Origin of the sequence: Pseudomonas sp. LTR0, assembly GCF_036630035.1 — a bacterium.
In the GTDB taxonomy this organism is placed as follows: domain Bacteria; phylum Pseudomonadota; class Gammaproteobacteria; order Pseudomonadales; family Pseudomonadaceae; genus Aquipseudomonas; species Aquipseudomonas putida_Y.
The window spans coordinates 5,467,063-5,493,818 of sequence record NZ_CP123734.1 but is presented as its reverse complement, the minus strand read 5'-3'; the positions used below and the strand labels follow the sequence as shown (position 1 = coordinate 5,493,818).

General features: G+C 59.4%; 23 protein-coding genes and 3 pseudogenes. 20 read left to right on the top strand and 6 right to left on the bottom strand.

Annotated elements, in window-relative coordinates:
* Positions 1–29: 29 nt before the first annotated feature.
* From QCL51_RS25085 to QCL51_RS25065, 5 genes are all read left to right on the top strand, one after another.
* Positions 30–449 (top strand): F0F1 ATP synthase subunit epsilon, encoded by a 420-nt coding sequence (locus tag QCL51_RS25085; protein ID WP_021785309.1) that lies wholly within the window; start codon positions 30–32, stop codon positions 447–449.
* A gap of 119 nt (positions 450–568) precedes the next feature.
* Positions 569–1,936 carry a bifunctional UDP-N-acetylglucosamine diphosphorylase/glucosamine-1-phosphate N-acetyltransferase GlmU gene (glmU, locus tag QCL51_RS25080; RefSeq protein WP_103469539.1) on the top strand — a complete coding sequence of 456 codons (1,368 nt, stop codon included), beginning with the start codon at positions 569–571 and terminating at the stop codon, positions 1,934–1,936.
* Positions 1,937–2,125: 189 nt separating this feature from the next.
* A complete protein-coding gene (locus QCL51_RS25075) occupies positions 2,126–2,902 on the top strand; it encodes a DeoR family transcriptional regulator (RefSeq protein WP_003253204.1) in 777 nt (258 codons plus the stop codon).
* 3 nt (positions 2,903–2,905) lie between these two features.
* A complete protein-coding gene (gene glmS, locus QCL51_RS25070; protein ID WP_103443620.1) occupies positions 2,906–4,741 on the top strand; it encodes a glutamine--fructose-6-phosphate transaminase (isomerizing) in 1,836 nt (611 codons plus the stop codon).
* A 543-nt stretch (positions 4,742–5,284) separates the two neighbouring features.
* On the top strand, positions 5,285–6,193 hold the full coding sequence (locus QCL51_RS25065) for a LysR substrate-binding domain-containing protein (protein WP_010955855.1): 909 nt from the start codon (positions 5,285–5,287) through the stop codon (positions 6,191–6,193).
* Between the two features lie 66 nt (positions 6,194–6,259).
* Here QCL51_RS25065 and QCL51_RS25060 read toward each other — a convergent pair whose 3' ends face one another.
* Positions 6,260–7,963: a BCCT family transporter gene (locus QCL51_RS25060; protein WP_003253226.1), complete on the bottom strand. Its 1,704-nt coding sequence runs from the start codon at positions 7,961–7,963 to the stop codon at positions 6,260–6,262.
* A gap of 398 nt (positions 7,964–8,361) precedes the next feature.
* On the opposite strand from QCL51_RS25060, the gene QCL51_RS25055 reads away from it, so the two are divergent.
* From QCL51_RS25055 to QCL51_RS25015, 9 genes and pseudogenes are all read left to right on the top strand, one after another.
* On the top strand, positions 8,362–9,552 hold the full coding sequence (locus tag QCL51_RS25055) for an aromatic ring-hydroxylating dioxygenase subunit alpha (protein ID WP_003253228.1): 1,191 nt from the start codon (positions 8,362–8,364) through the stop codon (positions 9,550–9,552).
* Positions 9,553–9,562: 10 nt separating this feature from the next.
* The gene (locus QCL51_RS25050) at positions 9,563–11,008 is read left to right on the top strand and encodes an aldehyde dehydrogenase family protein (protein WP_031322770.1); all 1,446 of its coding nucleotides are present in this window, start codon (positions 9,563–9,565) and stop codon (positions 11,006–11,008) included.
* A gap of 12 nt (positions 11,009–11,020) precedes the next feature.
* A pseudogene (locus tag QCL51_RS25045) lies at positions 11,021–11,182 on the top strand (rubredoxin); the annotation flags it as partial.
* Entirely contained in the window at positions 11,171–12,406 is a 1,236-nt protein-coding gene (locus QCL51_RS25040) for an FAD-dependent oxidoreductase (RefSeq protein ID WP_230849516.1), read from the top strand. The pseudogene QCL51_RS25045 and the gene QCL51_RS25040, both read left to right, overlap by 12 nt.
* 9 nt (positions 12,407–12,415) lie before the next feature.
* Positions 12,416–13,744, top strand: coding sequence for an FAD-dependent oxidoreductase (locus QCL51_RS25035; protein WP_003253234.1), 1,329 nt, complete (start codon positions 12,416–12,418; stop codon positions 13,742–13,744).
* A complete protein-coding gene (locus tag QCL51_RS25030; RefSeq protein WP_003253236.1) occupies positions 13,741–14,112 on the top strand; it encodes an ethanolamine utilization protein EutQ in 372 nt (123 codons plus the stop codon). Before QCL51_RS25035 ends, QCL51_RS25030 begins: the two co-directional genes overlap by 4 nt.
* A 30-nt stretch (positions 14,113–14,142) precedes the next feature.
* A complete protein-coding gene (locus QCL51_RS25025; RefSeq protein WP_021785304.1) occupies positions 14,143–15,300 on the top strand; it encodes an MFS transporter in 1,158 nt (385 codons plus the stop codon).
* A 147-nt stretch (positions 15,301–15,447) separates the two neighbouring features.
* Positions 15,448–15,705: pseudogene (locus tag QCL51_RS25020) on the top strand (GABA permease); the annotation flags it as partial.
* Positions 15,666–15,866: pseudogene (locus QCL51_RS25015) on the top strand (transketolase family protein); the annotation flags it as partial. The pseudogenes QCL51_RS25020 and QCL51_RS25015, both read left to right, overlap by 40 nt.
* Positions 15,867–15,977: 111 nt before the next feature.
* Here QCL51_RS25015 and lpdA read toward each other — a convergent pair.
* Positions 15,978–17,378 (bottom strand): dihydrolipoyl dehydrogenase, encoded by a 1,401-nt coding sequence (gene lpdA, locus QCL51_RS25010; RefSeq protein WP_274102390.1) that lies wholly within the window; start codon positions 17,376–17,378, stop codon positions 15,978–15,980.
* 208 nt (positions 17,379–17,586) lie between these two features.
* Here lpdA and cfaB point away from each other — a divergent pair, with 208 nt between their 5' ends.
* Positions 17,587–18,771, top strand: a complete 1,185-nt coding sequence (gene cfaB / locus QCL51_RS25005; protein WP_021785301.1) for a C17 cyclopropane fatty acid synthase CfaB — start codon at positions 17,587–17,589, stop codon at positions 18,769–18,771.
* 83 nt (positions 18,772–18,854) lie between these two features.
* Here cfaB and cls read toward each other — a convergent pair whose 3' ends face one another.
* Positions 18,855–20,294: a cardiolipin synthase gene (gene cls, locus QCL51_RS25000; RefSeq protein ID WP_021785300.1), complete on the bottom strand. Its 1,440-nt coding sequence runs from the start codon at positions 20,292–20,294 to the stop codon at positions 18,855–18,857.
* Positions 20,295–20,426: 132 nt separating this feature from the next.
* On the opposite strand from cls, the gene QCL51_RS24995 reads away from it, so the two are divergent.
* The gene (locus QCL51_RS24995; protein WP_103469559.1) at positions 20,427–20,954 is read left to right on the top strand and encodes a DUF3617 domain-containing protein; all 528 of its coding nucleotides are present in this window, start codon (positions 20,427–20,429) and stop codon (positions 20,952–20,954) included.
* A 271-nt stretch (positions 20,955–21,225) separates the two neighbouring features.
* On the opposite strand, the gene QCL51_RS24990 is transcribed toward QCL51_RS24995, so the two are convergent.
* Positions 21,226–21,606 carry a glutamine synthetase gene (locus QCL51_RS24990; protein WP_103469560.1) on the bottom strand — a complete coding sequence of 127 codons (381 nt, stop codon included), beginning with the start codon at positions 21,604–21,606 and terminating at the stop codon, positions 21,226–21,228.
* A gap of 114 nt (positions 21,607–21,720) precedes the next feature.
* Between QCL51_RS24990 and zigA the strand changes: the two genes are divergently transcribed.
* From zigA to QCL51_RS24975, 3 genes are read left to right on the top strand one after another with little or no spacing between them, the layout of a single operon-like run.
* The gene (gene zigA, locus QCL51_RS24985) at positions 21,721–22,929 is read left to right on the top strand and encodes a zinc metallochaperone GTPase ZigA (RefSeq protein ID WP_028697460.1); all 1,209 of its coding nucleotides are present in this window, start codon (positions 21,721–21,723) and stop codon (positions 22,927–22,929) included.
* Positions 22,926–23,552, top strand: a complete 627-nt coding sequence (locus QCL51_RS24980) for a DUF1826 domain-containing protein (RefSeq protein ID WP_275966565.1) — start codon at positions 22,926–22,928, stop codon at positions 23,550–23,552. Before zigA ends, QCL51_RS24980 begins: the two co-directional genes overlap by 4 nt.
* 40 nt (positions 23,553–23,592) lie before the next feature.
* Positions 23,593–24,564: a CobW family GTP-binding protein gene (locus QCL51_RS24975; RefSeq protein ID WP_330508761.1), complete on the top strand. Its 972-nt coding sequence runs from the start codon at positions 23,593–23,595 to the stop codon at positions 24,562–24,564.
* Here the strand turns inward: QCL51_RS24975 and QCL51_RS24970 are convergent, their stop codons facing one another.
* Complete coding sequence (locus QCL51_RS24970) at positions 24,565–24,957, bottom strand: DUF3301 domain-containing protein (RefSeq protein ID WP_003253259.1); 393 nt, start codon at positions 24,955–24,957, stop codon at positions 24,565–24,567.
* 120 nt (positions 24,958–25,077) lie between these two features.
* Between QCL51_RS24970 and pdxY the strand changes: the two genes are divergently transcribed.
* Positions 25,078–25,950 (top strand): pyridoxal kinase PdxY, encoded by an 873-nt coding sequence (gene pdxY, locus QCL51_RS24965; RefSeq protein WP_003253261.1) that lies wholly within the window; start codon positions 25,078–25,080, stop codon positions 25,948–25,950.
* On the opposite strand, the gene QCL51_RS24960 is transcribed toward pdxY, so the two are convergent.
* Positions 25,947–26,432, bottom strand: a complete 486-nt coding sequence (locus tag QCL51_RS24960; RefSeq protein WP_021785294.1) for an acyl-CoA thioesterase — start codon at positions 26,430–26,432, stop codon at positions 25,947–25,949. The two genes, pdxY and QCL51_RS24960, sit on opposite strands and share 4 nt — an antisense overlap.
* Positions 26,433–26,756: the final 324 nt, after the last annotated feature.

Here is a 26,756-nt window from a genome sequence, read left to right as displayed (position 1 = left end):
AAGGGGCGCTATCAGGTTGAGGCAAGCAGATGGCTATGACAGTCCATTGCGATATCGTCAGCGCGGAAGGAGAGATCTTCTCCGGCCTGGTCGAGATGGTGGTTGCGCACGGTAACCTGGGTGATCTTGGTATCGCTCCAGGCCATGCGCCGCTGATCACCAATCTCAAGCCTGGTCCGATCACGCTGACCAAGCAGGGTGGCGCACAAGAGGTGTTCTACATCTCTGGTGGTTTCCTCGAGGTTCAGCCGAACATGGTCAAGGTGCTTGCCGATACCGTGCAACGTGCTACAGACCTGGATGAAGCTCAGGCTCAGGAGGCCCTCAAGGCCGCCGAGAACGCCCTGAATCTGAAAGGCGCGGACTTCGACTACAGTGCCGCCGCCGCACGTCTGGCCGAGGCCGCAGCTCAGCTGCGTACCGTCCAGCAAATGCGCAGAGGCAAGTAATCGGCCAAGGCTGATAACTGCTGTTGCGATTGAGTAAAAGGGTAGCCTCGGCTACCCTTTTTCTTTTTCTGTTTTCTCCCCACGGTCTTTCACTGACCGCCCAGGATTGGTAGCCAGTAATGTCACTCGATATCGTTATTCTCGCCGCCGGCCAAGGCACCCGCATGCGCTCGGCGCTGCCCAAAGTGTTGCACCCGGTAGCTGGCAATTCCATGCTCGGCCATGTTATCCACAGCGCGCGCCAACTTCAGCCGCAAGGTATTCATGTGGTCATTGGCCATGGTGCCGAACTGGTTCGCGAGCGCCTGGCCGCTGACGACCTGAATTTCGTGATGCAGGATAAACAGCTGGGTACCGGTCATGCTGTTGCGCAGGCACTGCCGGCGCTGACCGCTGACACTGTGCTGGTGTTATACGGCGACGTGCCGTTGATCGAAGTGGAGACCCTGCAGCGTCTGTTGGCGAAGGCCAACGATCAGCAACTGGGACTGCTTACCGTCACCCTCGATGATCCGACCGGCTATGGCCGGATCGTGCGTGACGTGCAGGGCAAGGTAACTGCCATCGTTGAGCACAAGGACGCCAACGACGCGCAAAAAGCGATCAAGGAAGGCAACACCGGAATTCTGGCACTGCCAGCCGCGCGCCTTGCCGACTGGATGGGCCGCCTGTCGAACAACAACGCTCAGGGCGAGTATTACCTGACCGATGTAATTGCCATGGCAGTGGCCGATGGCTTGGTGGTGGCAACTGAACAGCCGCACGACCCTATGGAAGTGCAGGGCGCCAACGACCGCCGCCAGCTGTCCGAGCTGGAGCGTCACTACCAGTTGCGTGAAGGCCGCCGTCTGATGGCTCAGGGGGTTACCCTGCGTGACCCGGCACGCTTCGATGTTCGTGGTGAAGTAAGCGTTGGTCGTGACGTGCTGATCGACATCAACGTGATTCTCGAAGGCAAGGTGGTCATCGAAGACGATGTGCAGATCGGCCCTAACTGCGTGATCAAGAACACGACCCTGCGCAAAGGCGCGGTGGTCAAGGCCAATAGCCACCTCGAAGGCGCCGTGATGGGAGAAGGCAGCGATGCAGGCCCGTTTGCTCGCCTGCGCCCGGGCAGCGTACTGGACGCCAAGGCCCATGTGGGTAACTTCGTTGAACTGAAAAACGCCCACCTGGGTGAAGGGGCCAAGGCTGGTCACCTGACCTACCTGGGTGATGCCGAAATCGGTGCGCGCACCAATATCGGCGCCGGCACCATCACCTGCAACTACGATGGCGCCAACAAGTTCAAGACCGTGATGGGTGAAGACGTGTTCATCGGTTCGAACAACTCGCTGGTGGCGCCTGTGGAAATCAAAGCCGGCGCGACCACCGCAGCCGGCTCGACCATCACCCAGGTTGTAGAAGCCGGTGACCTGGCTGTAGCTCGTGCACGCCAGCGCAACATTTCGGGCTGGAAGCGCCCTGAGAAGATCAAGAAGAGCTGAGTTATTCACAGCCGTTTCGATCGAAAGCCGACTTATGTGAATAAGTCGGCTTTTTTATTGGCGCTGCCGCGCATAAAGGACCGCGTCAAAGCAGAGGCAAACTATCCACAGGTCAACGACAGCTTGACGGATCGCTCGTCTTAGGTTTTGATTGCAACCATTAACTTTCGAATCGAAACTTAAACGCACATGTCGAAACGAAACACACCACAACGGCGACACAATATTCTGGCTTTGCTCAGCGAGCAGGGCGAGGTAAGTGTGGACGCGTTGGCCAAGCGTTTCGCCACCTCGGAAGTGACTATTCGCAAAGACCTTGCCGCCTTGGAAACCAACGGCTTGTTGTTACGCCGCTACGGTGGTGCGGTGCCGGTGCCGCAAGAGTTGCTCGGTGAACCGGCACAACCCGTCTCTTCTTATAAAAAGGCCATTGCGCGTGCCGCCGTAGGGCGAATCCGTGAACATGCGCGCATTATCATCGACAGCGGCAGTACCACGGCGGCAATGATCCCCGAGCTGGGGCGCCAGCCAGGCCTGGTGGTGATGACCAATTCGCTCAATGTGGCCCGTGCAATCTGCGACCTCGAACACGAGCCGGTGCTGCTGATGACCGGTGGCACCTGGGACCCGCATTCTGAATCGTTCCAGGGCCAGGTCGCGGAGCAGGTACTGCGCTCCTACGATTTCGACCAATTATTCATCGGTGCCGACGGCATCGACCTCGGCCGGGGTACCACTACCTTCAACGAACTGCTTGGGCTGAGCCGGGTCATGGCCGAAGTTGCCCGTGAAGTGATCGTGATGGTCGAGTCGGACAAGGTGGGGCGCAAGATCCCTAACCTCGAGCTGCCCTGGGGCAGCGTACACACCCTTATTACAGATGAACGCCTGCCAGCAGCAGCGCGCGAACAAATTCAAGCCCGCGGCATCAACCTGATCTGCGCCGCGATCAGCCAGGAGCAATAAAACATGTGTGGAATCGTTGGTGCTGTCGCCGAGCGTAATATCACAGCCATCCTGATCGAAGGCCTCAAGCGTCTTGAATACCGCGGTTACGACAGCGCCGGTTTGGCTGTACTCACCCAGACCGGTGAACTGCAGCGCCGCCGCCGCATCGGCAAGGTCAGCGAGCTGGAGGTTGCTGTTGCTGATGAGCCGTTGGCAGGCCAGTTGGGTATTGCCCACACCCGTTGGGCTACCCACGGCGCGCCGACTGAAGGCAACGCCCACCCGCACTTCTCGGGCAATGACGTGGCCGTGGTGCACAACGGCATCATCGAAAACCACGAAGAGCTGCGCGAAGAGCTGAAGGGGCTGGGCTATGTCTTCACTTCGCAGACCGATACCGAAGTCATCGTCCACCTGATCCACCACACCTTGAAGAGCATTCCAGACCTGACCGACGCCCTGAAGGCGGCGGTGAAGCGCCTGCATGGTGCTTACGGCCTGGCGCTGATCAGTGCCAAGCAGCCGGACCGCCTGGTCGCCGCACGCAGTGGCAGCCCGCTGGTAATCGGCCTGGGCCTTGGCGAGAACTTCCTGGCGTCCGACCAGCTGGCGCTGCGTCAGGTTACTGACCGCTTCATGTACCTGGAAGAAGGCGACATCGCTGAAATCCGCCGTGATCAGGTCTCTATCTGGGACCAGCAGGGCAACAAGGTCCAGCGCGAAACCGTGCAGTATCACGAAGGTGCCGAGGCTGCTGACAAGGGCGCTTACCGCCACTTCATGCTCAAGGAAATTCACGAGCAGCCAAGCGTTGTTCAGCGCACGCTTGAAGGCCGCCTGGGCAAGGACAACGTGCTGGTCCAGGCCTTTGGCCCGCAAGCTGCCGACCTGTTTGCCAAGGTGCGCAACGTGCAGATCGTTGCCTGTGGCACCAGCTACCACGCCGGTATGGTTGCGCGTTACTGGCTGGAAAGCCTGGCCGGCATCCCTTGCCAGGTAGAAGTGGCCAGCGAGTTCCGTTACCGCAAGGTGGTGGTGCAGCCGGATACTCTGTTCGTCTCCATCTCGCAGTCCGGCGAAACCGCCGATACCTTGGCCGCACTGCGCAACGCCAAGGAGTTGGGTTTCCTGGGCAGCCTGGCGATCTGCAACGTGGGTATCAGCTCGCTGGTACGCGAGTCGGACTTGACCCTGCTGACCTTGGCCGGCCCTGAAATTGGCGTGGCTTCGACCAAAGCGTTCACCACCCAGCTGGTTTCGCTGATGCTGCTGACCCTGGCCCTTGGTCAGGTGCGCGGTACGCTGGAAGCCGGTGTCGAAGCTGAGCTGGTTGAAGAGCTGCGTCGACTGCCAACCCGCCTGGGCGAAGCCCTGGCCATGGATGCCACTGTCGAGAAAATTGCCGAGCTGTTCGCCGACAAGCACCATACCCTGTTCCTCGGCCGCGGCGCGCAGTACCCGGTGGCGATGGAAGGTGCTCTCAAGCTTAAAGAAATCTCCTACATCCACGCCGAAGCTTACCCAGCAGGCGAGTTGAAGCACGGCCCGCTGGCTCTGGTGGACAACGACATGCCGGTGGTTACCGTTGCACCGAACAACGAACTGCTGGAGAAGCTGAAGTCCAACCTGCAGGAAGTGCGTGCCCGTGGTGGCGAGCTGGTAGTGTTCGCCGACGAGCACGCTGGCATGACCAATGGCGAAGGCACCCACGTGATCAAGGTGCCGCACATTGCCGATGCCCTGGCGCCAATCCTGTACACCATTCCGCTGCAATTGCTGTCTTATTACGTGGCCGTGCTCAAGGGGACCGACGTTGACCAGCCTCGTAATCTGGCCAAGTCGGTGACTGTCGAGTAATGGGTAGTCAGGTGTTGATCAACTTGGTTTCGTTGAATTAAAACAGTCGTCGAACAATTAAAACTGTCGCCGGTAGAGGGGAAGCGCTCGTTTCCCTTCATCGGACGGTTTCAACCGTCTCCCTCGCGTCCCGTCTCCCCCTTGGTCTGGCGTTCGCCTATGCCCCTTCCAATTCAGACTGATGAACCTTTTCTGTCATTACATGAGAAGGAATTTGCTGCTCTCCTGGGCTGATCCCAAGGCAGCAACCTTCGAAATCCTGGCCCCAAGCCATGTGATCAAGAGCTCCGAGTTCCGCATGCTCGCTGCTGAACTCGGGTGACCAGGGTGCTATGGCTTCATCGGCTTGTTCACTGTCACACAATGCACGCCGCGTTCAATGTCATTAAAAGTGATTGGGATATTGCCTATTCAGGGAACGAATATCTTTCTGCAAATGTGCAGTATAGTGAACCGGTTGCTTCGTTCTGCCCTGAATGCGTTAGGGAGGAAACCGCCACTCCAGTGAGCGGATGATAATAAAAATGAGTGGAACCCCTGCCTGTGAAAATCCAGCCTCTTCCGCCGCTCAACAGTCTTCATGCGTTTGAGTCTGCGGCACGCCACTTGAGCTTTACCCTTGCCGCCAAGGAATTGAATGTTACCCAGGGTGCAATTAGCCGTCAGGTTCGCCTTCTTGAGGACTACCTGGGCAAGGCACTATTCACCCGTACCACCCGTAGCATGTCCCTGACCCCCACCGGCGCGCAGTATTACGAAACGGTGCGTGAATGCATGCTTCACCTGGCCCGCGCCACCGGCGATATACGCCAGTGGCAAGGCAACCAACAAGTCACCGTTGCCACCAGTACCGCCATGGCGTCGCTGTGGTTACTGCCCAAGGTGTCGGAATTCCAGAGTGCCCATGAAAACATCGACCTGCGGATCATCGCCCACGATCATGTGAAGGATTACGCCAGGCTCGACAGCGACCTGGCGCTTTACTACTGCAACCCACCGCCCAAGGACATGGCTGTCACGCCGCTGTTCTCGGAAGAAATCTTCCTGGTGTGCAGCCCGGCCTATCTGGCCAGGCATCCGCAACTGAGCAGCATCGAAGGGTTGTCGTCGTGTACCTGGCTCTGGCTTGAAGACTCCCAGCGCGACTGGGTAGGTTGGCCCGAATGGTTCAAGCGCCTGGGATACGAGCCCATGACCCCCAAGCATCGCGTCAATATCAACAGCTACGGTATGCTGATCCAGTCGGCGATCAGTGGCCAGGGCGTGGCCCTGGCCTGGGGCAACCTGGTGGACGATGCGTTGAGCACCGGTGCGCTGGTCAAGCCCAACGATGTGGTACTCCAGACCGACGCCAAGTTCTGCCTGCTGGAGTCGTCCACCGAGCGTGGTCCTCGTGAAAGCGTGCGGCTGTTCCGGGACTGGTTGATGGCCCTGCCTTCGGTGCAGAAATAGCCTGCCCAAAACACAAGACCGACAGCTGATGGCTGTCGGTCTTGTGTCTTCCAGGGTGGCTTTAGGTTAGCTGGCTTTCTTCGCTGTCAGCCCCATATCAAGCCCCTCGCAGGCCAAGGGCCCAGCCACCGGCGTGATGCCTTGCGGGTGAATCCCAGGTATAGGAAGGCGCCCACCCGGCGGCGTATCAAGCAGGCCGTCAGCCATCTCCTGGCGCAAGCTGCGCATCAGGGTGTAACTAATCAGCAGGATGAACCCCGCAATCGGCAATCCCGCCGCAATGCTCGCCATCTGGATCGCCTTGAGCCCCCCCGCCATCAGCAGAGCCATGGCTATAGCACCTTCCAGGATGCACCAGAGCAGGCGGATACTCTGCGGCGGGTTGGCGCTGCCCATGGAGTTCAACGTACACAGCACCTGGGTGCCGGAGTCGGCCGAGGTGATGAAGTACGTCGCCAGCAGGATACAGACCAGCACGCTCAGCACCTTGCCCAACGTACCGGCGTCGATCTTGTGCAGCAGGGTGAACATGGCAGCGGTGGTTTCCTGCTTGGTCGCCAGCAATACCGTGCCACCTTCGAACTTGGCCTTGTCGCCCTGCAGCTCACCACTGGCAACCAGTTCTGCGTGCTGCTGACGATCGAGCTGCTCAGCCTTGAGCGCGGTACCACCGAACACCGACATCCAGATGATCGTCACCAGGGTGGGTACCAACAGCGCGCCGGCGATCAGTTCACGGATGCTGCGGCCTTTGGAAATTCGCGCAATGAACAGACCGACAAACGGGCCCCAGGTCATCCACCACGGCCAGTAGAACGCCGTCCACCAGTTCTGCCAGCCGCTGTCCTTCTGGGTATCGCTCCAAAAGCTCAGACCCACTACATGGCTGGCGTAGTCGCCGGTGCTCTCCAACATCAGGTTGATGATGTAGCGGGTTGGCCCCAGCAGCAGGATCAACACCACCAGCACCACCGACAACAGCATATTCCATTCCGAAAGGCGCTTCATGCCACGCGACACGCCGGCCATCACCGATACGGTAGTAACCAGGGTAATGAGCACGATCAGGGTGATCTGCACCCCCAGGCTGATGGGCAGGTCAAACACCTGGCTCAGCCCGGTGTTCATTTGCACCACGCCCAGGCCCAGCGACTGGGATACACCGAACGCGGTAATCACCACGGCAAGGATGTCCACCACATGTCCGATGGGCCCATAGATGCGCTCACCAATCAGCGGGTAAAGGATCGAGCGCATGCTCAGCGGCAAGCCCTTGCGATAGGCAAAGTAGGCAAGGCCCAGGCCAACGATGGTAAAAATAGCCCAGGGATGCAGGCCCCAGTGGAATAGGGTAATTCGCATAGCTGTGGTGGCGGCTTCGTCGGTGAGGCCGGTGGCGAACGGGTTGCCCGCGTAATGCCACATGGGTTCGGCAACCGACCAGAAGATCAGTCCGATGCCCATGCCGCCACTGAACAACATGGCGATCCAGGAGCCGAAGCTGAACTCGGGTTTGTCGTCGTCTCGCCCAAGCTTCATAGACCCAAACTTGCTGCACATCAGATAGATCAGTAGCCCCAGCACACCCGTGACGGAAATCAGGTAGAACCATTTGAAATTCTGCAGGATGAAGTCGGATGCACGTTGAAAAACCGCTGCTGCATGTTCGGCAAACAGGGCGCAAAACAGCACAAAGGCTACTACGGCCAGTAACGACCAGATCGTCACGGTGGGATTGAGGCCTTTGAGCAGGCCAGATTCGGCACGCATTGGTTATCCCCTATTGTTTTTGTTCAAGGGTTTGATGTCACGGTTTGGGTAGAGCCGCTGCCACAGGCAGGTGCCGGATCCCTGGCGGCGGTCTTCCCGCAGGCCCAAGGCGCGGTACGCTCTCTCGGGCCCTATCAAAATGGGAGAATTACCCGCTCTTCGACAAACCATTTCTAGTCATTAATTGATTACCAAAAGTCATTAATCTGAAAATTCCAGAGCCTGGCAGTTCATCAACGATTATCTACCACTACCGTCATCGACGAATAAATCATTAATGATAAAAACTGATAAATAGCGTTGAAATAAATCGTTTGTCGCGCCCTTCTTCTCTTGCTGAAACTGGCACCAGGCATCAAGGCATTGCCTGCCGTGCATCTAACAAGAGAAAACAAAAAATGACCGTATCGACTGACTCCCGCCTTATTCCCGTCCACGTCTTGGAAACCGTTCTGGCGCCTATCCATGAAGCTCATGGCCTGACCAACGAGTTCTACACCGACCAGCGCTATTTCGAACTCGAGCGCGACGAAGTGCTGGGGCGTAACTGGGCGTGTATAGGTTTTGCAAGCGACTTGCCGACCAACAGCTACGTCAAGCCGGTCGATTTCATGGGCCTGCCGCTGCTGATGATGCGCAACCGTGAAGGCCTGGTGCAGGTGTTTCACAACGTCTGCAGCCACCGCGGCGTGAAACTGGTTCAACAGGCGGGTGAAGTGCAGGGTGTGATCCGCTGCCCCTACCACTCCTGGACTTACGACCTGAACGGAGGTCTCAAAGGCACTCCGCACATTGGCGGGATCAACCAGCACAAAGACGAACGTTTCGCATGCGAGAAACACGGCCTGAAGGCGCTGCGCACCACGATCTGGATGGACATGGTGTTCATCAACCTGTCTGGCGAGGCACCGGCGCTTGAAGAGCAACTGCAGCCGTTGACCGAACGCTGGACTCAGTTCCTGGGCAATGACGGCATGAGTCTGCTGCGTCGTGAAGCGAACGGTGGTGCCATGAGCATCGAGGTCAACTGCAACTGGAAGCTAGCAGTCGAGAACTACTGTGAGGCCTATCACCTGCCGTGGGTGCACCCGAGCCTGAACAGCTACTCGCGCCTGGAAGACCACTACAACATCATGTTCGAGGAATTCGCTGGCCAAGGCAGCCACGCCTACAACCTCTCGGCCGTTGCCGGTACCCATTTGCCGATCTTCCCATCCTGGCCACAGGACCGCCTGCGCACTGCTGAGTACGTGGCGTTCTTCCCCAATGTGCTGCTGGGCATCCAGGCCGACCATGCGTTCGCCATGATGCTCGAGCCTGTGGCGCCGGGTAAAACCATCGAGCACCTGCGCCTGTTCTACGTGGGTGACGAAGCGCTCGACAGCCGTTACGACGCCTCGCGCAAAGCGGTAATGGAATCCTGGCGCGTAGTGTTCGCCGAAGACATCGCCTCGGTCGAAGGCATGCAGAAGGGCCGCTCCTCGCCTGGTTACAGCGGCGGTGCGTTCTCGCCGGAAATGGATCTGCCGACTCACTACTTCCACAAGTGGGCTGCCCGCCAATTGCTTGACTGTGCTCAACGCGCCTGAGGTGATCATCATGCATCCGATAGCTCCGCACTGGCTGAACTTCATCGACGGCCAGTGGACCGACAGTGAGCAGCACCTGAGCATCCACAACCCTGGCACCACGGACCTTGTGGCGACCATCGCCCAAGCCAGTGTGGCCGACGCCGAATGCGCCCTGCAGGCGGCTCGGCGCTGTGCTGACAGCAACGCTCTGAACCGTGTGCGTCCTGCGCAGCGGGTGACCTGGTTGCTTGAGGTTGCCGCGCAGATTCGTGCGATCACCGACGAAGGGGCGTGGGTGCTTTGCCAGGAAAACGGCAAGAGCCTGCGTGATGCCCGTGACGAATTCATCGAGGCCGCGCGCTACTTCGAATACTACGCCGGCATGGCCGACAAGATCGAAGGGAAGTCGATTCCGCTGGGCGACGGCTACATAGATTTCACCGTCTACGACCCCTTGGGCGTGTCGCTGCAGATCGTGCCGTGGAATTTCCCGGTATCCATCTGCGCCCGCTCCCTGGCCCCTGCCTTGGCGGCCGGCAACGCGGTAGTGATCAAGTCGCCGGAACTGTCGCCACTTGGCCTGTGCGTGCTGATGAAGGCCATCGAGCGTGCCGGCCTGCCACAGGGGGCCGTCAATCTGATCTGCGGCCGTGGTCGTGAAGTGGGTGCCTACCTGGCCGGCCATCGCGATGTCGACCAGATCGTCTTCACAGGTTCCGTCGGCACCGGCCAGAGCATTCTGCGCAGTGCCGCCGAACACGCGATTCCCAGCGTCATGGAGCTGGGCGGGAAGTCGGCGGCCCTAGTGTTCCCGGATGCCGATCGTGAGCAACTGATCAGCAGCGTTAAAAGCGGCATCTTCTTCAATGCCGGCCAGGTGTGCTCTGCCATGTCGCGCTTGCTGGTACATCGCTCTATCTACGACGAGGTTGTAGCTGACGTGGTAGCGATGGCCGAGGGGCTGACCGTGGGCCTGGGCCAGGACAACCCTGACCACACACCCGTGATTTCTGCTGCTCAGCTCGAAGGCATCGAGGCCTTGTGCCGACGTGCCCAGCAGCAAGGCGCGGTGGTCGCAACCGGCGGCGAGGCCATCAGCGGCCTGAGCGGGCATTACATGGCGCCAACCGTATTGCGCGATGTGACTGCGCAGATGGAGATAGCCCAGACTGAAGTCTTCGGCCCTGTGCTGGCAGTAATTCCCTTCGACAGCGAAGAGGAGGCCCTCGCCATTGCCAACGGCACCGTGTTCGGTCTGGTGGCCGGCGTATTCACCCAGGACCTCAATCGCGCCCTGCGCTGTGCCCGGCGACTGTGCACCGGCCAGGTGTTCGTCAACGAATGGTATGCCGGTGGCATCGAAACGCCGTTCGGCGGCGTCGGGCTCTCGGGCTTCGGACGGGAAAAAGGCCAGGAGGCGCTCTACAGCTACGTCAGGACCAAGAACCTGGCCGTGCGTATCAAGGGCGAGTGAGGAGGCAGCATAATGAAAACCTGGCTCTGCATCATCTGTGGTCTGATCTACGACGAAGCCAAAGGTTGGCCCGACGACGGCATTGCCCCCGGTACCCGCTGGGAGGACGTGCCCGAAGACTGGCTATGCCCTGAGTGCAAGGTCGGCAAAGCCGACTTTGAAATGATCGAACTCAGCACCCCGATCGCAGCAGTGGCTACCGCGCCGGTTATCCAGGCGCAACCACTGGTTGCCGCTCGTCCCGCCCAACCGGTGGTCATCATCGGTAGCGGCCATGCCGGCTACGGCCTGGCACAGGCCCTGCGCAAGGCCGCCCCGCAGTTGGAGATTCGCGTACTGACCCAGGAGTCGGGCCATCTTTATTCCAAGCCCGCGCTATCCATCGCCCTGGCTCAGGGGCGCACCGCCGCAGCCCTGGCCACCGAAACGCCGCTGGCGATCGAACAGAGGCTTGGCATTCGTATCTATACCGGCTGCAAAGTCGAACGCATCGATGCTCAGGCGCAGCGCTTGTACACCAGCCTCGGCGAAATGGACTACGGCCAACTGGTGCTAGCCAGTGGTGCTTCTCCCGTGCGGTTGCCTATCGAGGGCCGCGCCGAGGCACTGCTCAGTGTCAACAACCTGCAGGATTACCAGGCGTTCCGCCAACGCCTTGATGGCGTGCGCAGAGTGGCCATTCTGGGCGACGGTTTGATCGGCTGCGAGTTTGCCAACGACCTTGCGAGCAATGGCTATCAGGTTCGGGTAATCGGCCTGGGTGCCTGGCCCATGGAACGCCTGCTGCCCGAGGCGGCAGGCCAGCACTTGCAGCAAGCGCTATCGGGGTTGGGGGTGCAATGGAGCCTGCGCACCACCTTGCAGTGCATCGAGCCGGACGGCGAAGGCTACCGACTGACCCTTGCCGACGGTCAGGTCGTCGGTGCAGACCTGGTGCTCAGTGCAGTGGGCTTGCGCCCCAACCTTGAGCTGGCGCTGGAAGCCGGCCTGGACTGTGGCCGCGGGATCAAGGTCGACGCACAACTACAGACCTCACAACCGGGCATCTATGCCTTGGGCGATTGCGTCGAGATCAACGGCCAGTTGCTGCCTTACCTCGCGCCGATCAACGAAGGCATTCGTGCCCTCGCCAAGACCTTGCTGGGCCAACCGACCGCCGCCCACTACCCATTGGCGCCCGTGACGGTGAAAACCCCGGTCGTCCCTCTGTGCCTGCTGACACCTCCCGGTGGTTGCGAGGGCCAATGGCGCTGCGATGCGACCAGCGATGGATTGAGCGCTGCGTTTCATGACCACGCAGGTGCCCTGCGCGGGTTCGTGCTGCTCGGCCGTCAGGCACAAATGCAACGAAATACCTGGCTGCAAAACTGCCAGGACACCCAACAAAATGTGGCCTGAGGCTGAACCATGAACAGTATCGTCAATCTGCCTCATGATGACCGCAATTGCGGCTGGTATGCCGCGCTGCCTGAACAGGCGCCGAGCAAGCGCCTAAGTGGCGAACATAACGCCGATTATGTGGTGATAGGTGCTGGCTTTGCTGGGCTTGCCGCCGCACGGCGCCTGGCCGAGCACCTGCCGCAGTCGCGCATTGTTTTGGTAGATGCCCAGCGAATCGCCTACGGCGCCTCCGGGCGCAACTCGGGTTTCGTCATCGACCTGCCGCACAAATTCGCCCTCGAACATCCCGATCCTCAGCATAAACAACGGCTCTTGGGCCTAAACCGCTCAGCCATCGATCAACTGCAAACATTGATCGGCCGTCACGGCATCGAATGCCAGTGGTCCCATGCGGGAAAATACCAGGGCGCGGTGGGAGAACGTGGCCAGGGTTATCTGGATCACTTTGAAAAACTGATGGCCGACCTAGGTGAGCCCTATCGCGTGGTTGGGCGTGACGAACTAGCCGGTGTACTCGGTAGCCGCTACTACAGCCGCGCCATCTACACCCCCGGTTGCTACCTGATGCAGCCTGCTGCCCTGGTACGTGGCCTGGGTAATTCGCTTCCCGGCAACGTCGAAGTGCTTGAAGAGTCGCCAATCCGCACACTCCAGAAAGACCCCTGCGGCACGTGGCTGGTGCGGGGCGACAACGGGCTGATCCGGAGCCCGCAGGTATTGCTGGGCACGAGCATCTTCACCCAGGAGTTCGGCTACTTGCGCAACCGACTCCTGCCGGTGATGACCTTCGCCAGTTGGACGCGCCCACTGAGCGACGTCGAGATGGCGACGGTTGGTGCCCAGGCCGACTGGGGCCTCACCCCTGCCGACCACGCCGGTACCACCGTACGAATGACCCAGGACCGGCGCCTGATCATCCGCAATACCTACAAGCATGTCCCTCGCTACGGTCGCAGCGTAACCGATGCTACCCGCAACAAGATTCGCGATGACCATCGCAAGGCCTTCGAGGCGCGCTATCCGCAACTGGCCCAAGTGCCGTTTACCCATACCTGGGGTGGGGTCTATGCGATCTCACGAAACTTTACCAACTATTTCGGCCAACTCGATCAGGGTGTTTACGCCACCGCCTGCGACAACGGCGTGGGCGCGGCCTGGGGCACCATTTCCGGAACGCTCCTGGCAGACATGGCGGTGGGGGCGGACTCCCAGCAATTGAGTGACATCCGCGCAGTGACTGGCCTGCCCTCCCGTAACCCGCCTGAGCCGTTCTTGGGTATGGGGGTGCGGGCCCGGATCCGCTGGGCCGCGTTCAACAGTAGGAGCGAAGTATGACCCGCACACTCAGCGGAAAAGGCCCGGTGCGTCTGGTCGACCACCGGAACCTGGACTTTGTCCACCGGGGCGGGCCGCCTGGCGGCGCCTCGGTAGCGCGTGCTGTCAGTAATGAGGTGTCGCCCAACCTGGGTATCGGCTTTGCCCGCTGGGAAGGTGCTGAAGTGGCCTGGACGGTGCTCTATGACGAAGTGATTTTTGTCATTGAGGGCTGTTTTGAACTCCAGGCCAACGGCGAGGTGTACCGCGTGTCGCCAGGTCAGGTGCTGTGGATTCCCGAAGGCACGGAGCTGGTGTACGCAGGCCACGCGCTGTTCGGTTATGTGGTGTACCCGGGTGATTGGAAACAGCGCCACGGCCTTGCCTGACTACCGACCACCCTGGTCTGGGGAATCCAATTGTTCGCATTATCCAAACGTTTCGGCACGATTTATGTCGCTGCCTTGTTGATGCAGCTGGGTTCCAGCCTGCTGATGACCTACCTGGCCCTGCGCCTGAATGCTTCCGGTGTGGCGCAGGTATGGGGTGGTGCGCTTATGGCCGCCAACGCGCTGGGCATGGTGTTGGGAGCCCGCTCCGGTTATTGGCTGATTGGCCTGGTCGGCCATGCTCGGGCCTTTGTGGTGAGCGCCGGGGTGATTGTCACTGCGGTGCTCTCGCACCAGCTCAGTGATGGTTTACTGCTGTGGCTTGCCCTGCGATTTGTCGTTGGTGCGGCAATGATGGGCCAATTGATGGTCATCGAGAGCTGGCTCAATGACTGCGCACCGGTCAGCCGGCGAGGCGGCGCCATGTCGCTGTACATGGTGGCCAGCTATGTCGGCATGATGCTAGGGCAATTGATGCTCAGTCTGGGAGATGGGCTGCACACCTTGGCGTTGACGGGCGTGGCCATCGCTTTTGCCATTGGTTTGATCCCCGTGGCTCTGCACAACGGTACCCAGCCGAGCAACATCAACCAGGCCCGGATCAAACCCATGCTGTACCTGCGTCGACTTCCTCAATCGTTGTTCACGATTCTTGCCTCGGGATTGCTGAACGGTTGCCTGTATGGGCTGACGCCGATCTTTGCTGCGCAACTGGGCTTTAGTCCGGCGCAGGTCGGGCAGTTCATGGCTGTCAGCATTGCCGCCGGGCTTCTAGCACAACTACCGCTGGGTAAACTGTCGGATCATATTTCCCGCATCACCTTGATCCGCGCTACCGCTGCATTGCTGTGCATAGCCTATTTGCCGCTGGCCTTCGGGCTGGCATCAGGGCAGCTGTGGATCATGTTGGCCGGGGCTGCCATCGGCTTCTTGCAGTTCTGTTTGTATCCGCTGGGCGTTGCCCATGCCAATGACAACCTAGAGCCGGAACTGCGTGTATCGCTGGCCGGAGTGCTGCTGATGACCTTTGGTATCGGCGCGACCATCGGCCCGCTGGTTGCAGGGGCGATGATGGAGCATGCCGGTCCACAAGCACTGTATCTGTTCGGCATTGGTGTAACGGCTATGGTTGTTTGCTTTATAAGGAATAAATCCGGCGTTGATGTGTCATTGGCAAGGTTGTCATGAAACGTCGGAGCCCAGGGATATGTCCGCCTCACTCCATTTGATGTCCGAACCAGTCAATTGAGCCCTGTTTTCGCTCTCTATGGTTAAGCGGTGAAGTGCCCCTGGCACTGCACCCTACCCATAACAAGAGCAAAAGCAGGGACCATAATGACTATGACGACGTCTGGGAAAGCCAGCGATCAGTTGGCTCAGGGATTCAAGCCTCGACATGTGACCATGTTGTCGATTGCCGGTGTGATCGGCGCGGCTTTGTTCGTAGGGTCCGAACAAGCGATCGCTGCGGCAGGTCCGGCAGCAATCATTGCCTATGCGCTTGCTGGCGCTCTGATGGTGCTGGTAATGCGAATGCTTGGCGAGATGGCAGTGTCACCGCCGAAAACCATTCGATCATCGGCGGCCTGGGCGAAGCGGTGGCGGGACTGCTGCTGCGCAACGGGGTAACGCCGACATTCCGCCAGATCGCCTTGCCCGATGCCTTCCTCGATGCCGGCGCCTTGCCGACGCGGCATGACCGCTACGGTATCTCCACCGACGCAGTGAGCGCGCAGATCAAGGCTTGGCTGTGACTTGATACCTGAAGATAGAGCCGGCCGGAATTAAAGGCGGCTCTATCCCTGTATGCCCGCCAAGCGAATGCCGAAGGCAAGGGCATGGCCTGAGGCAGCGAATGAGACTCGTCAGATTTGCATGGCCATGCCATCCACATTCATCGCCGCCTGGCGCAGGGCCTCGGAGCGTGTCGGGTGCGGGTGGCAGGTGAGGGCGATATCTTCTGCCGAGGCCGAGAACTCCATAGCCACGCAGAACTCACCAATCATCTCGCTGACGCTTGGGCCCACCAGGTGCACACCCAGTACTTCATCGGTTTCGGCATCGGCGATGACCTTGGCGAATCCTTCGGTCTCGTGGTTGATCTTGGCACGGCTGTTGGCGGTGAAGGGGAACTTGCCAACCTTGTAGGCACGCCCTTCGGCCTTGAGCTGCTCTTCAGTCTTGCCCACGGTGGCCATCTCTGGGCGGGTATAGATCACGCCAGGGATGAGGTTGTAGTTGACCTCGTGGGGCTTGCCGGCGATGCGTTCGATACAGGCCACCGCTTCGTCTTCGGCCTTGTGCGCCAGCATCGGGCCGGAAGTGACGTCGCCAATCACCCAGACACCTGGTACTGAGGTGCGGTGGTGCTCATTGCCGAGCATGCCGCGCTTGTCGGCTTCCAGGCCTACGCTTTCCAGGTTCAGCCCTTTGGTATAAGGGCGGCGGCCGATAGCCACCAACACGTAATCGGCTTGCAGCGATTCTGCGGTACCCCCGGCGGCAGGCTCCAGCGTCAGGCTGACGCCATCTGCACCTGCGGTAGCCTGAGTCACTTTACTGCCCAGCTTGAACACCATGCCTTGCTTGGCTAGAGCCTTCTGCAGGGCCTTGGCGGTTTCCGTGTCAGTGCCTGGGCAAATGCGGTCCAGGTATTCGATGACGGTGACCTGGCTACCCAGGCGGCGCCAGACTGAACCCAGCTCAAGACCGATCACGCCAGCACCGATGACGACCAGGTGCTTGGGCACTTGCGGCAGCGACAGCGCGCCGGTCGAGTCAATGATGCGCTGGTTGTCGACGGTCACACCTGGCAGAGGGGTGGGCTCAGAGCCGGTGGCAATGACGATGTCCTTGGCCTGCAACGCTGTTTCGCTGCCGTCTTCGGCCTTGACCACGACCTTGCCGATGCCATCCAGGCGGCCCCAGCCTTTGATCCACTCGACCTTGTTCTTGCGAAACAGGTATTCGATGCCCTTGGTCAGGCCTGCCACGCTCTCATCCTTCTGTTTCATCATCTGGGCGAGGTTGAGGGTAGGCTTGACTTCGATACCGAGGTGGGCGAACTCGTCACCGCTGGCCGCTTCGTAAAGCTCCGAAGCATGCAGCAGTGCCTTGGATGGCATGCAGCCGACGTTCAGGCAGGTACCGCCCAAGGTCGAGCGGCCTTCCACGCAAGCAACGCTCAGGCCCAACTGGCCAGCACGGATGGCTGCGTTGTAGCCGCCAGGGCCACCGCCGATGATCACCACGTCATAGACTTTCATGGGTTCAACTCCAGGATGTAGAAGCGCGAGAGGGGCACAAGGTTAAGCTGAGATGCGGAAATTGTATACAATCTGCTGTGTGGATAAGATCAGTTGGTTCTAGACCATGGTCTTGCTTAGAGGAAACATCCTACAGATGAACTACTCTGATCCGATGACGTTCGAAATATTAGGCGTCGTGGCCAATTACGGACAGGAGGGGTGTTTCATGCTTGCTCAACTTCCACCTGCATTGCAGAGCTTGCATCTGCCGCTGAGGCTGAAGCTGTGGGACGGTAACCATTTTGATCTTGGGCCTAGTCCTCAGGTCACCATTCTGGTCAAGGAACCACAGCTGATCAGCCAGTTGACCCACCCAAGCATGGACCAGCTGGGCACTGCATTCGTCGAAGGCAAGCTGGAGCTTGAAGGCGATATCGGTGAGGCCATCCGCGTGTGCGACGAACTGAGTGAAGCGCTGCTGGCGGATGAGGATGAAACGCCACCGCAACGTTTGTCTCATGACAAGAGCACCGACGCCAAAGCGATCTCCTACCACTATGACGTGTCCAACGCCTTCTACCAGCTTTGGCTGGACCAGGACATGGCCTATTCTTGCGCCTACTTCCGTGAGCCGGACAATACGCTCGACCAGGCGCAGCAGGACAAGTTCGACCACCTGTGCCGCAAGCTTCGTCTGGATGCCGGTGACTACCTGCTCGATGTCGGCTGTGGTTGGGGTGGGTTGGCGCGGTTCGCTGCCCGTGAGTATGGCGCCAAGGTGTTCGGCATTACCCTGAGCAAGGAGCAATTGAAGTTAGGCCGCAAGCGAGTGCAAGCGGAAGGGCTTGCTGACAAGGTCGACCTGCAGATTCTCGACTACCGCGATCTGCCCCAGGATGGTCGCTTCGACAAGGTTGTCAGCGTGGGTATGTTCGAGCATGTCGGGCATGCCAACCTGGCGCTGTACTGCCAGAAGCTGTTCGGGGCGGTGAGGGAAGGGGGACTGGTGATGAACCACGGCATCACTGCCAAGCACGTCGATGGCCGACCGGTCGGGCGCGGGGCGGGTGAGTTCATCGATCGCTATGTATTCCCCCACGGCGAACTGCCGCACCTGTCGATGATCAGCGCCAGTATCTGTGAAGCTGGGCTGGAGGTAGTGGACGTAGAGAGCCTGCGCCTGCACTACGCTAAAACCTTGCACCACTGGAGCGAGAACCTGGAGAACCAGTTGCACAAGGCAGCAGCGCTGGTGCCTGAGAAGACTCTGCGGATCTGGCGTTTGTACTTGGCCGGGTGTGCCTACGCCTTTCAGAAGGGCTGGATCAACCTGCACCAGATATTGGCAGTGAAGCCATACGCCGACGGGCATCATGACCTGCCTTGGACGCGGGAAGACTTGTACCGCTGAAATCGTAAGCGTCACAGGCCTGATATGGCTTTGCAGGAGCGGCCTTTTTCGCGAAAAGGCCGCTTTCAACGGGTGTGCTCACCCTAAAGAATCGGCGATATCAGTCGCGCAATCCGCATCCCCAATTGCTGTAGTCGATGGGTGTCCTGGGTGTCTTCTGCAGTAATTTCCCGCGCTTGTTCGAAGTCCTCGTGGAGCATGTGCTCGACCTGGTCGGCGAAGCCGCGATCGACTGTCAGCAGGGTAATCTCGAAGTTCAGGCGGAACGAGCGGTTGTCCAGGTTGGCGCTTCCAATGGCGCTGATGTCGTCATCCACCAGTACCACCTTCTGATGCAGAAACCCGGGTTGGTAACGGAACATACGTACCCCCGCGCGAACTGCTTCGAAGGCAAACAGGCTGGAGGCAGCGTAGACGATGCGGTGGTCAGGCCGTGACGGGATCAGCACCCGCACATCGACTCCCCGTAGCACCGCCAGTCGCAAGGCGGCGAACACGGCCTCGTCAGGGATGAAGTAGGGGCTGGTGATCCACACCCTGCGGGTGGCCGAATGAATCGCTTCAAGGAAGAACAGCGAGCAGGTTTCTTGTGGGTCTGCCGGGCCGCTGGCCAAGGCCTGACACAGCACGCCGTTATCCGGGTACGTATCGGGCAGGATCAGCGGCGGTAGCTGGCGCGTGGCCCAGTACCAGTCCTCGGCAAAAGATTCTTGCAAGCAGGCCAGTACCGGCCCGCTGATCTGTACGTGGGTGTCACGCCAGGGGGAAAGCTGTGGATGTTCACCCAGGTACTCGTCTCCCACATTGTGACCGCCGATGAAGCCGAGCAAGCCATCCACCACCACAATCTTGCGATGGTTGCGGAAGTTCACTTGAAAGCGGTTGAACCAGCCGCGACGGGTGGCGAATGCATGGATCTGCACACCACCGTCGCGCAGCACCTGGCTGTAGCTGGCCGGCAGGGCGTGGCTACCGACACGGTCGTACAGCACGAACACCTGCACGCCTTCGGCGGCTTTGCGTAGCAAGAGTCGCTGCAGTGCCTTGCCGAGATTGTCGTCATGAATGATGAAGAACTGCACCAGTACCACATCGCGTGCTTTTTCGATGGCTGCGAAGATGGCATCAAAGGTGGCCTTGCCATTGATCAGCAGTTTCACCTGGTTATTTGCCAGGCATGGCATGCGACCCAGCTTGGGCATGGCGCGCAAGGCTGTGTAGCTTTCGGACTCGCGAGCGGTAAGGGCTTCTTCAACCCAGGGCCGCCAGTTGAGGTTGGCCATGGCCACGTGCATTTCCTGGTTGGCCTGACGCCGAGCCTTGATGTAGGCATAGAACGAGCGGGCACCGAAAATCAGATAGGGGATCAAGGTGAGGTAGGGGATGAAGAGCAAGGGCATCGCCCACGCAATGGCCCCCTGAGCTGTCCGCACCGTGAACAGCGCATGCAGTGCGGCGACCATACCCAGCAGGTGGATCAGGCCGAGTAGGTAACCAAAGAAGTAGGGGCTGTGGTAATCCATATGCATCCTGCTTGCCGAGTACACTTGAGGTAACAGAACACGTTCCCGGTCCGCCTGCAACCTGCAGGTGGATTTGGCGTCTAAGGCTCAGTCCGGCCCGTTTGACCGGCTTTTTTCCAGGAGCGTTCATCCATGAAGATTCGTCTGCCACTGTTGGCGTTGGCCCTAGGCATGAGCAGTCCGCTGGTGCAAGCCCAGATGCTGCAACCGGGTTTGTGGGAGCTGACCACCAGCAACATGCTGGTCGATGGCAAACCGCTACCCGACATGGAATTCATGCTCGGCCAGTTGAAAAACCTGCCGCCCGAGCAGCGCGCAATGATGGAAGGGGTGTTGGCCAAACAAGGGGTCAGTGTAGGTGGCAAGGGTGTGCGTTCGTGCCTGACACCAGAACAGGTGGCAACGAATGACATTCCTCTGCAAGACCCGCAATCGGGCTGCACGCAGAAGATTACCGACCGTACCGGTAACGTTTGGAAGTTTCAGTTCAGCTGCCCGAAGGCGCAGGGAAGTGGTAAGGCTACATTCCTCAGTGATCGGGAATTCACCACCCAGGTCAGTGGCACGTTCAACGCTTCGGGTGTGCAGCAGCAAGGCAGCATGAACACGCGTGCGGTGTGGTTAGGCAATGACTGCGGGGCGGTCAAACCGCGCAGCTGAAGTTCCATTACCAATGGCTGGTGGCAACCCCGTCGTGGGCATGCAGGCCTCTGCTGTCGTTCGAGCAGCCGAGCCTGGGTAGTTCCAGGAGTCGGTCGGGAAACGAATAGTTCCACGTGGAACATTTCATTTTCGGTCCTTGCCTCGATGTGGTTGCGGCTTAGCTTTTCGGCCTGACGGAGAGCTGATCAAGGCCGGCGTTTTCAGCAAGTGCTCGAAGCTGACGTGCAAATAGGCAGCAGAGGAAAAGCCTTCCAAACAAAAGAAGGCGTCAACGGCAACCCTCGATCAAGCTGCAATGCACCTTGAAGCGCTCCCCGCTGGAACTGGATACGCGGTTCAAGGTGGTCCAGCCTACGCGACGGCTGTAACCCACCCAGGTCTCACCATCACTGGCCAAGCCGGTAAAAAAAGTCAACGTGCCATAGCGGCTGTTGGTTTGTGCCCACAGTCGGCGGCTGGTGAAGTCGTAGCCGCGAAGGTAGAAGGTGGTGCCTTCGGTGCGCACGCTGTAGTAGTTGCCTTTGCCGTCCTGGCAGGCGAGTAGCGTCGCGCTTCGCGTACAGAGGGCCAATTTACTGCCTTGCGGCATGGCCAACAGCGAGGCGGGCATGGTGAGCAACAACAATGCCATGACGCGTGGCAGATTCATTTTTCATCCCCTGTGAGCACTCGTCCGTCGAGAACCACTTGGCGAAAGTGTATTGTTATCTTATAACATTATGCAATGCATCGTTTCGAATGCGTCTGCCTGAAGAGGTTCGCCATGTCCAATCGTCTCCCCGTCACCGTGCTGTCCGGCTTTCTCGGCGCCGGCAAGAGCACGCTGCTCAACCATGTGCTGCGCAACCGCGACAACCTTCGGGTCGCGGTTATCGTCAACGATATGAGTGAAATCAACATCGATGCCAGCGAGGTGCAGCGCAATGTCAGCCTCAACCGCGCTGAAGAGAAACTGGTCGAGATGAGCAACGGCTGCATTTGCTGCACGTTGCGCGAAGACCTGCTTGAGGAGGTTGCGCGGCTGGCCGAAGAAGGGCGTTTCGATTATTTGCTGATCGAGTCCACCGGTATCTCTGAGCCATTGCCAGTGGCCGAGACCTTCACTTTCCGCGACGAACAAGGCCGTAGCCTGTCTGATATGGCGCGGCTGGACACCATGGTCACCGTGGTCGATGGCTTGAACTTCCTGCGCGACTATCAGGCAGCAGACAGCCTGGCCAGCCGCGGTGAAACGTTGGGCGAAGAAGACGAGCGGTCGATCAGTGATTTGCTGATCGAGCAGGTCGAGTTCGCAGATGTGCTGCTGCTGAGCAAGATCGACCTGATCAGCCAACATGAGCGCGACGAACTCATCGCCATTTTGCGCAGCCTCAATGCCCGGGCGCAGATCGTACCCATGGTCATGGGCCAAGTGCCGCTGGCACGTATCCTCGACACCGGGCTGTTCGACTTCGATCAGGCGGCCCAAGCACCAGGCTGGTTGCAGGAGCTGCGCGGTGAGCATGTGCCAGAAACCGAAGAGTACGGTATCGCGGCCATGACCTGGCAGGCTCGACGGCCGCTTCATCCACAGCGCTTTTACGACTTTATCCACACGGACTGGAGCAACGGACGGCTGCTGCGTTCCAAAGGCTTTTTCTGGTTGGCCAGCAAATATCAGGAAGCTGGCAGCTGGTCGCAAGCGGGCGGCATGATGCGACAGGGTCTGGCTGGCCGCTGGTGGCGCTTCGTGCCACGCGAGCAGTGGCCACAGGATGTGGATAACACGACCGCGATCTTGAAACACTGGACCGCTGAGACTGGTGACTGCCGCCAGGAGTTGGTGTTTATCGGGCAGAATATCGACTTCGAAAAATTATCCACAGCCCTCGATGCATGCCTGTTGACGGATCAAGAAATGGACTTGGGCCACATGGGCTGGTTGCGCCTACCTGATCCATTTGGCCCATGGCATGAGGAGGCGGCAGCATGAACCTGGCGCACCGGCCTGTGGATATCTTTCAGGTGTTTGGCGAGACGCCCCAGGTGCTGGCCGGAGTGCTGCAGGATGGCGTGAATCTGGCCGTATGGCGGCGGCGCTTGCCTCCACAGTTGGAGGACTTTGCAGCATTGGTGATCAGCCTTGGCCAGCCCTTGGCTGATCAGCGGGTGATCGATGTGGACGAGGAGCAGAAGCCGGTATTGCCAGATCTGCTGCGTGAAGCGGCGGATTTGCATGGATATGAAGCTTTCGTTGCTGATGTGACCTGGTTGGTGGCGGCTTATACCTGTCTGGTTGGCGCCCGACGGATCGGTTTGCGCTTGCGCGTTCTGAACGCTCCGATGTGCCCGCGTTTCCATGTGGATAACGTGCCATTGCGCCTGCTCACCACTTACGTCGGCCCAGGTAGCGAGTGGTTGCAAGAGCAGGATAGCTGTCGTAGTGAGTTACACACAGCTCAGCCATCTGTGGATAACATCCAGCACCTGCAAGCCGGCGAGGTGGCGATACTTAAAGGCGAAAAATGGCGGGGTAATGAAGGGGCAGGCCTGGTTCATCGGTCGCCTTCGGCACAGCAGGGGCGTTTGCTGCTCAGCCTTGACTGGCTGGCCTGACAGCGCATAGTGAGGCATCACCGCCGCCTGAAGCCACGCCATGTTGCAGAACATTCCCACCCATGTAATTGCTGGCCCGCTGGGTGCTGGTAAGACCACTTTGATCCGTAACTTGCTGGCCCAGCGCCCTGCAAACGAGCGCTGGGCGGTATTGATCAACGAGTTCGGCCTGGTCGGCCTGGATGCAGCCTTGCTCAGCCGTGACGAAGACGGCATCGCCATCGGCGAGGTGGCGGGCGGATGCCTGTGCTGCGTCAACGGTATGCCGTTTCAGGTCGGCCTCGGCCGTTTACTGCGCAAATCCCGGCCTGACCGGCTGTTTATCGAACCTTCCGGCCTGGGCCATCCGTTGCAGCTGCAGGCTCAGTTGCAACAGGCGCCTTGGGTTGGAGTGCTGACAATTCAACCACTTCTGATGGTTGTGGATGCCCAAGCCATGGCTCGAAACGAGCCGCTTCCAGAGGCTCAACAGCAGGCTTTCAACGCCTCTGAAAGCGTGGTTTTTAATAAGTCAGAGGCTGTGGATGAAATACATAAGTTGTTGATAAGTAATAAATTTAAAGAAAAGAGGATCATGTGGACCGTGCAAGGGCAGCTGCCTTTGGCCGGCCTCCCGACGGTGCCTCCACAGATTGTTGACAGCCCGTTTTTGAAAAGCAGGATTGTCGACAATCCTGGAATCGCCCCAGCAGCACTGTGGGCTGACCCCAGTCAGCCGATTTGCCTTGTCCAGCAAGGGGAGGGCGGTTGGAGTATTGGCTGGCGGTGGCACCCTGGCCAACAGTTTTATCCACAGCGGCTCAAGGCTTTCTTATGTGCATGGCCATGGCGACGGGCGAAGGGCGTTATCCACAGCATGGAAGGCTGGTGGTCATTCAATGGGCTGAATGGGGATATGCCTGCTTGGCAGCCCAGCGACTGGCGCAGGGACAGCCGTATCGAGCTGATTTTCGATCAGCCGCAACCGCAACCCGCTTTGCAAGCCGGGTTGAATGAATGTCGCGTCAGTTGATCAGTTGCGCCAGCGGTTGTGCTCCTGGCGCCATTGCTGCATCTCTATGACGTTGTCGGCGCGTGGTGGGGTCTTGATTTCGAACGGGTAGGGCGCCAGTTCGATCTGCACACTGTGGGCGCCGAACTGGGTCGCGGTGCCGGGGTGACGTTGCTCACCCGTGACGGTGAACTCGAAGGCATAGACGCGTGCCAGGCGCTTTCGGCCATTGGCATCCCGGACAAAGGCGATGCGTTTGAGCGCTACGGCATCGTCAAGCAACTCCAGGTCGAGTTTGGCGCAATGCTGTTTGACCCGTTCCAGGGCCTTTTCACGCAACCCATGGTTGTGCCACAACCAAGCGCCTGCCGTGGCTACCAGCATCAGGACGAAGAGGTTCTCCAGGGTCAACATTTGCATATGCTCCAAACAGGTAGATCCAGCTTAACTGCGTTCCTGGCCTGTCGTACAGGTAGCAATCGAGTTCATACTGCGCTGCGCACAATCCTTGAAACAGCTTTGGAAACCTCCCGCATGAAACGTACCCCGCACCTGCTCGCCATTCAGTCCCACGTGGTGTTCGGCCACGCCGGCAACAGCGCCGCGGTATTCCCCATGCAGCGTATCGGGGTCAATGCCTGGCCACTCAATACCGTGCAGTTCTCCAATCACACACAGTATGGCCAGTGGGCGGGTGAAGTGCTTGCGCCAGCGCAAATTCCTGCGTTGGTGGAAGGCATTTCCAACATCGGTGAGCTGGGCCACTGCGATGCAGTGCTTTCCGGCTATTTGGGCAGCGCCGAACAAGGGCGAGCGATCCTGGCCGGCGTCGAGCGGATCAAGGCGGTAAACCCAAAAGCCTTGTACCTGTGCGACCCGGTCATGGGGCACCCGGAAAAAGGCTGCATCGTGCCGCCGGAAGTCAGTGAGTTCCTGCTTGACGAGGCGGCAGCCACGGCGGACATCCTGTGCCCCAACCAGCTGGAGCTGGACAGCTTCTGTGGGCGCCGCGCCCAGTCGCTGGAGGATTGCGTGAACATGGCGCGTAGCCTGCTGCAGCGTGGGCCGCAGGTTGTACTGGTCAAGCACCTGGCGTACCCCGGGCGGGCCGAAGAACAGTTCGAAATGTTGCTGGTGACCGCCGAGCACAGCTGGCACCTGCGCCGCCCGCTGCTGGCGTTCCCGCGTCAGCCGGTTGGGGTGGGTGACCTGACCTCAGGCCTGTTCCTGGCCCGCGTGCTGCTTGGCGACAGCTGGGTGCAGGCATTCGAGTTCACCGCTGCGGCAGTGCATGAAGTGCTGCTGGAAACCCAGGCCTGCGCCAGCTACGAATTGCAGCTGGTACGGGCCCAGGACCGCATTGCGCACCCACGGGTGCGCTTCGAGGCGCAGTTGCTGGCGCTTTAAATGGCGTCGGTTTTCAGGTCCTGGTAGCGCTTTTCCAGTTCCTGGCGGATCTGCCGGCGCTGCTGGCCCTGCAGGAAGCGGCGTTTTTCTTCGCTGCTGTACGGCTGGCGCGGCGGCACCGGCACCGGGCGGCGGTTGTCATCGACCGCGACCATGGTGAAGAAGCAGCTGTTGGAATGGCGCACCGAGCGCTCGCGAATGTTCTCGGTCACAACTTTGATGCCAACTTCCATCGAAGTGTTGCCGGTGTAGTTGACTGACGCCAGGAAGGTCACCAGTTCACCCACATGTACGGGTTCACGGAAGATCACCTGGTCGACCGACAGGGTCACCACATAGCTGCCGGCATAACGGCTGGCGCATGCATAAGCCACTTCGTCGAGGTACTTGAGCAGGGTGCCGCCATGTACGTTGCCAGAAAAGTTGGCCATGTCCGGGGTCATCAGGACGGTCATGCTCAGCTGGGCGTTTCCAGGTTCCATAGTGTGCTCACGGTGAGGTTGCGCTGAATCGGGCGAATGGAGGGCGTTATCTGCTGACACTTCTGTTCCCCTCTTTGAACTTGCCTTGCTGATACGGGACGTTGGCTGGCGCGCTGTCGTCACGCTGATCATGCCATCACGAGCGCTTTTCCAGCCGATCTGTTTCTGCATATTGCACCGACTTTTAGCGGCGGAGTGCGATGTTAACCTGAGTGCGCCCATGCAACATGGGCGTCGCTGCATTCAATACAGTATGTACTTGCTGCTCGCTCAGGGTTGCCTCGGCAGGAGCGGTCTGACCAGGCATCCATAAAAAGACGAGAT

What these genes read in the sequence shown, in the direction of transcription:
- QCL51_RS24975 (WP_330508761.1), top strand. Translation starts at nt 23,593, where the DNA reads ATGTTGCAGAACATTCCCACCCATGTAATTGCTGGCCCGCTGGGTGCT.
- cls (WP_021785300.1), bottom strand. Translation starts at nt 20,294, where the DNA reads ATGGATTACCACAGCCCCTACTTCTTTGGTTACCTACTCGGCCTGATC.
- QCL51_RS24980 (WP_275966565.1), top strand. Translation starts at nt 22,926, where the DNA reads ATGAACCTGGCGCACCGGCCTGTGGATATCTTTCAGGTGTTTGGCGAG.
- glmU (WP_103469539.1), top strand. Translation starts at nt 569, where the DNA reads ATGTCACTCGATATCGTTATTCTCGCCGCCGGCCAAGGCACCCGCATG.
- QCL51_RS24995 (WP_103469559.1), top strand. Translation starts at nt 20,427, where the DNA reads ATGAAGATTCGTCTGCCACTGTTGGCGTTGGCCCTAGGCATGAGCAGT.
- QCL51_RS25075 (WP_003253204.1), top strand. Translation starts at nt 2,126, where the DNA reads ATGTCGAAACGAAACACACCACAACGGCGACACAATATTCTGGCTTTG.
- glmS (WP_103443620.1), top strand. Translation starts at nt 2,906, where the DNA reads ATGTGTGGAATCGTTGGTGCTGTCGCCGAGCGTAATATCACAGCCATC.
- QCL51_RS25085 (WP_021785309.1), top strand. Translation starts at nt 30, where the DNA reads ATGGCTATGACAGTCCATTGCGATATCGTCAGCGCGGAAGGAGAGATC.
- pdxY (WP_003253261.1), top strand. Translation starts at nt 25,078, where the DNA reads ATGAAACGTACCCCGCACCTGCTCGCCATTCAGTCCCACGTGGTGTTC.
- QCL51_RS24960 (WP_021785294.1), bottom strand. Translation starts at nt 26,432, where the DNA reads ATGGAACCTGGAAACGCCCAGCTGAGCATGACCGTCCTGATGACCCCG.
- lpdA (WP_274102390.1), bottom strand. Translation starts at nt 17,378, where the DNA reads ATGAAAGTCTATGACGTGGTGATCATCGGCGGTGGCCCTGGCGGCTAC.
- QCL51_RS25030 (WP_003253236.1), top strand. Translation starts at nt 13,741, where the DNA reads ATGACCCGCACACTCAGCGGAAAAGGCCCGGTGCGTCTGGTCGACCAC.
- QCL51_RS25035 (WP_003253234.1), top strand. Translation starts at nt 12,416, where the DNA reads ATGAACAGTATCGTCAATCTGCCTCATGATGACCGCAATTGCGGCTGG.
- QCL51_RS24990 (WP_103469560.1), bottom strand. Translation starts at nt 21,606, where the DNA reads ATGAATCTGCCACGCGTCATGGCATTGTTGTTGCTCACCATGCCCGCC.
- QCL51_RS25060 (WP_003253226.1), bottom strand. Translation starts at nt 7,963, where the DNA reads ATGCGTGCCGAATCTGGCCTGCTCAAAGGCCTCAATCCCACCGTGACG.
- QCL51_RS25055 (WP_003253228.1), top strand. Translation starts at nt 8,362, where the DNA reads ATGACCGTATCGACTGACTCCCGCCTTATTCCCGTCCACGTCTTGGAA.
- QCL51_RS25040 (WP_230849516.1), top strand. Translation starts at nt 11,171, where the DNA reads ATGATCGAACTCAGCACCCCGATCGCAGCAGTGGCTACCGCGCCGGTT.
- QCL51_RS25050 (WP_031322770.1), top strand. Translation starts at nt 9,563, where the DNA reads ATGCATCCGATAGCTCCGCACTGGCTGAACTTCATCGACGGCCAGTGG.
- cfaB (WP_021785301.1), top strand. Translation starts at nt 17,587, where the DNA reads ATGCTTGCTCAACTTCCACCTGCATTGCAGAGCTTGCATCTGCCGCTG.
- zigA (WP_028697460.1), top strand. Translation starts at nt 21,721, where the DNA reads ATGTCCAATCGTCTCCCCGTCACCGTGCTGTCCGGCTTTCTCGGCGCC.
- QCL51_RS24970 (WP_003253259.1), bottom strand. Translation starts at nt 24,957, where the DNA reads ATGTTGACCCTGGAGAACCTCTTCGTCCTGATGCTGGTAGCCACGGCA.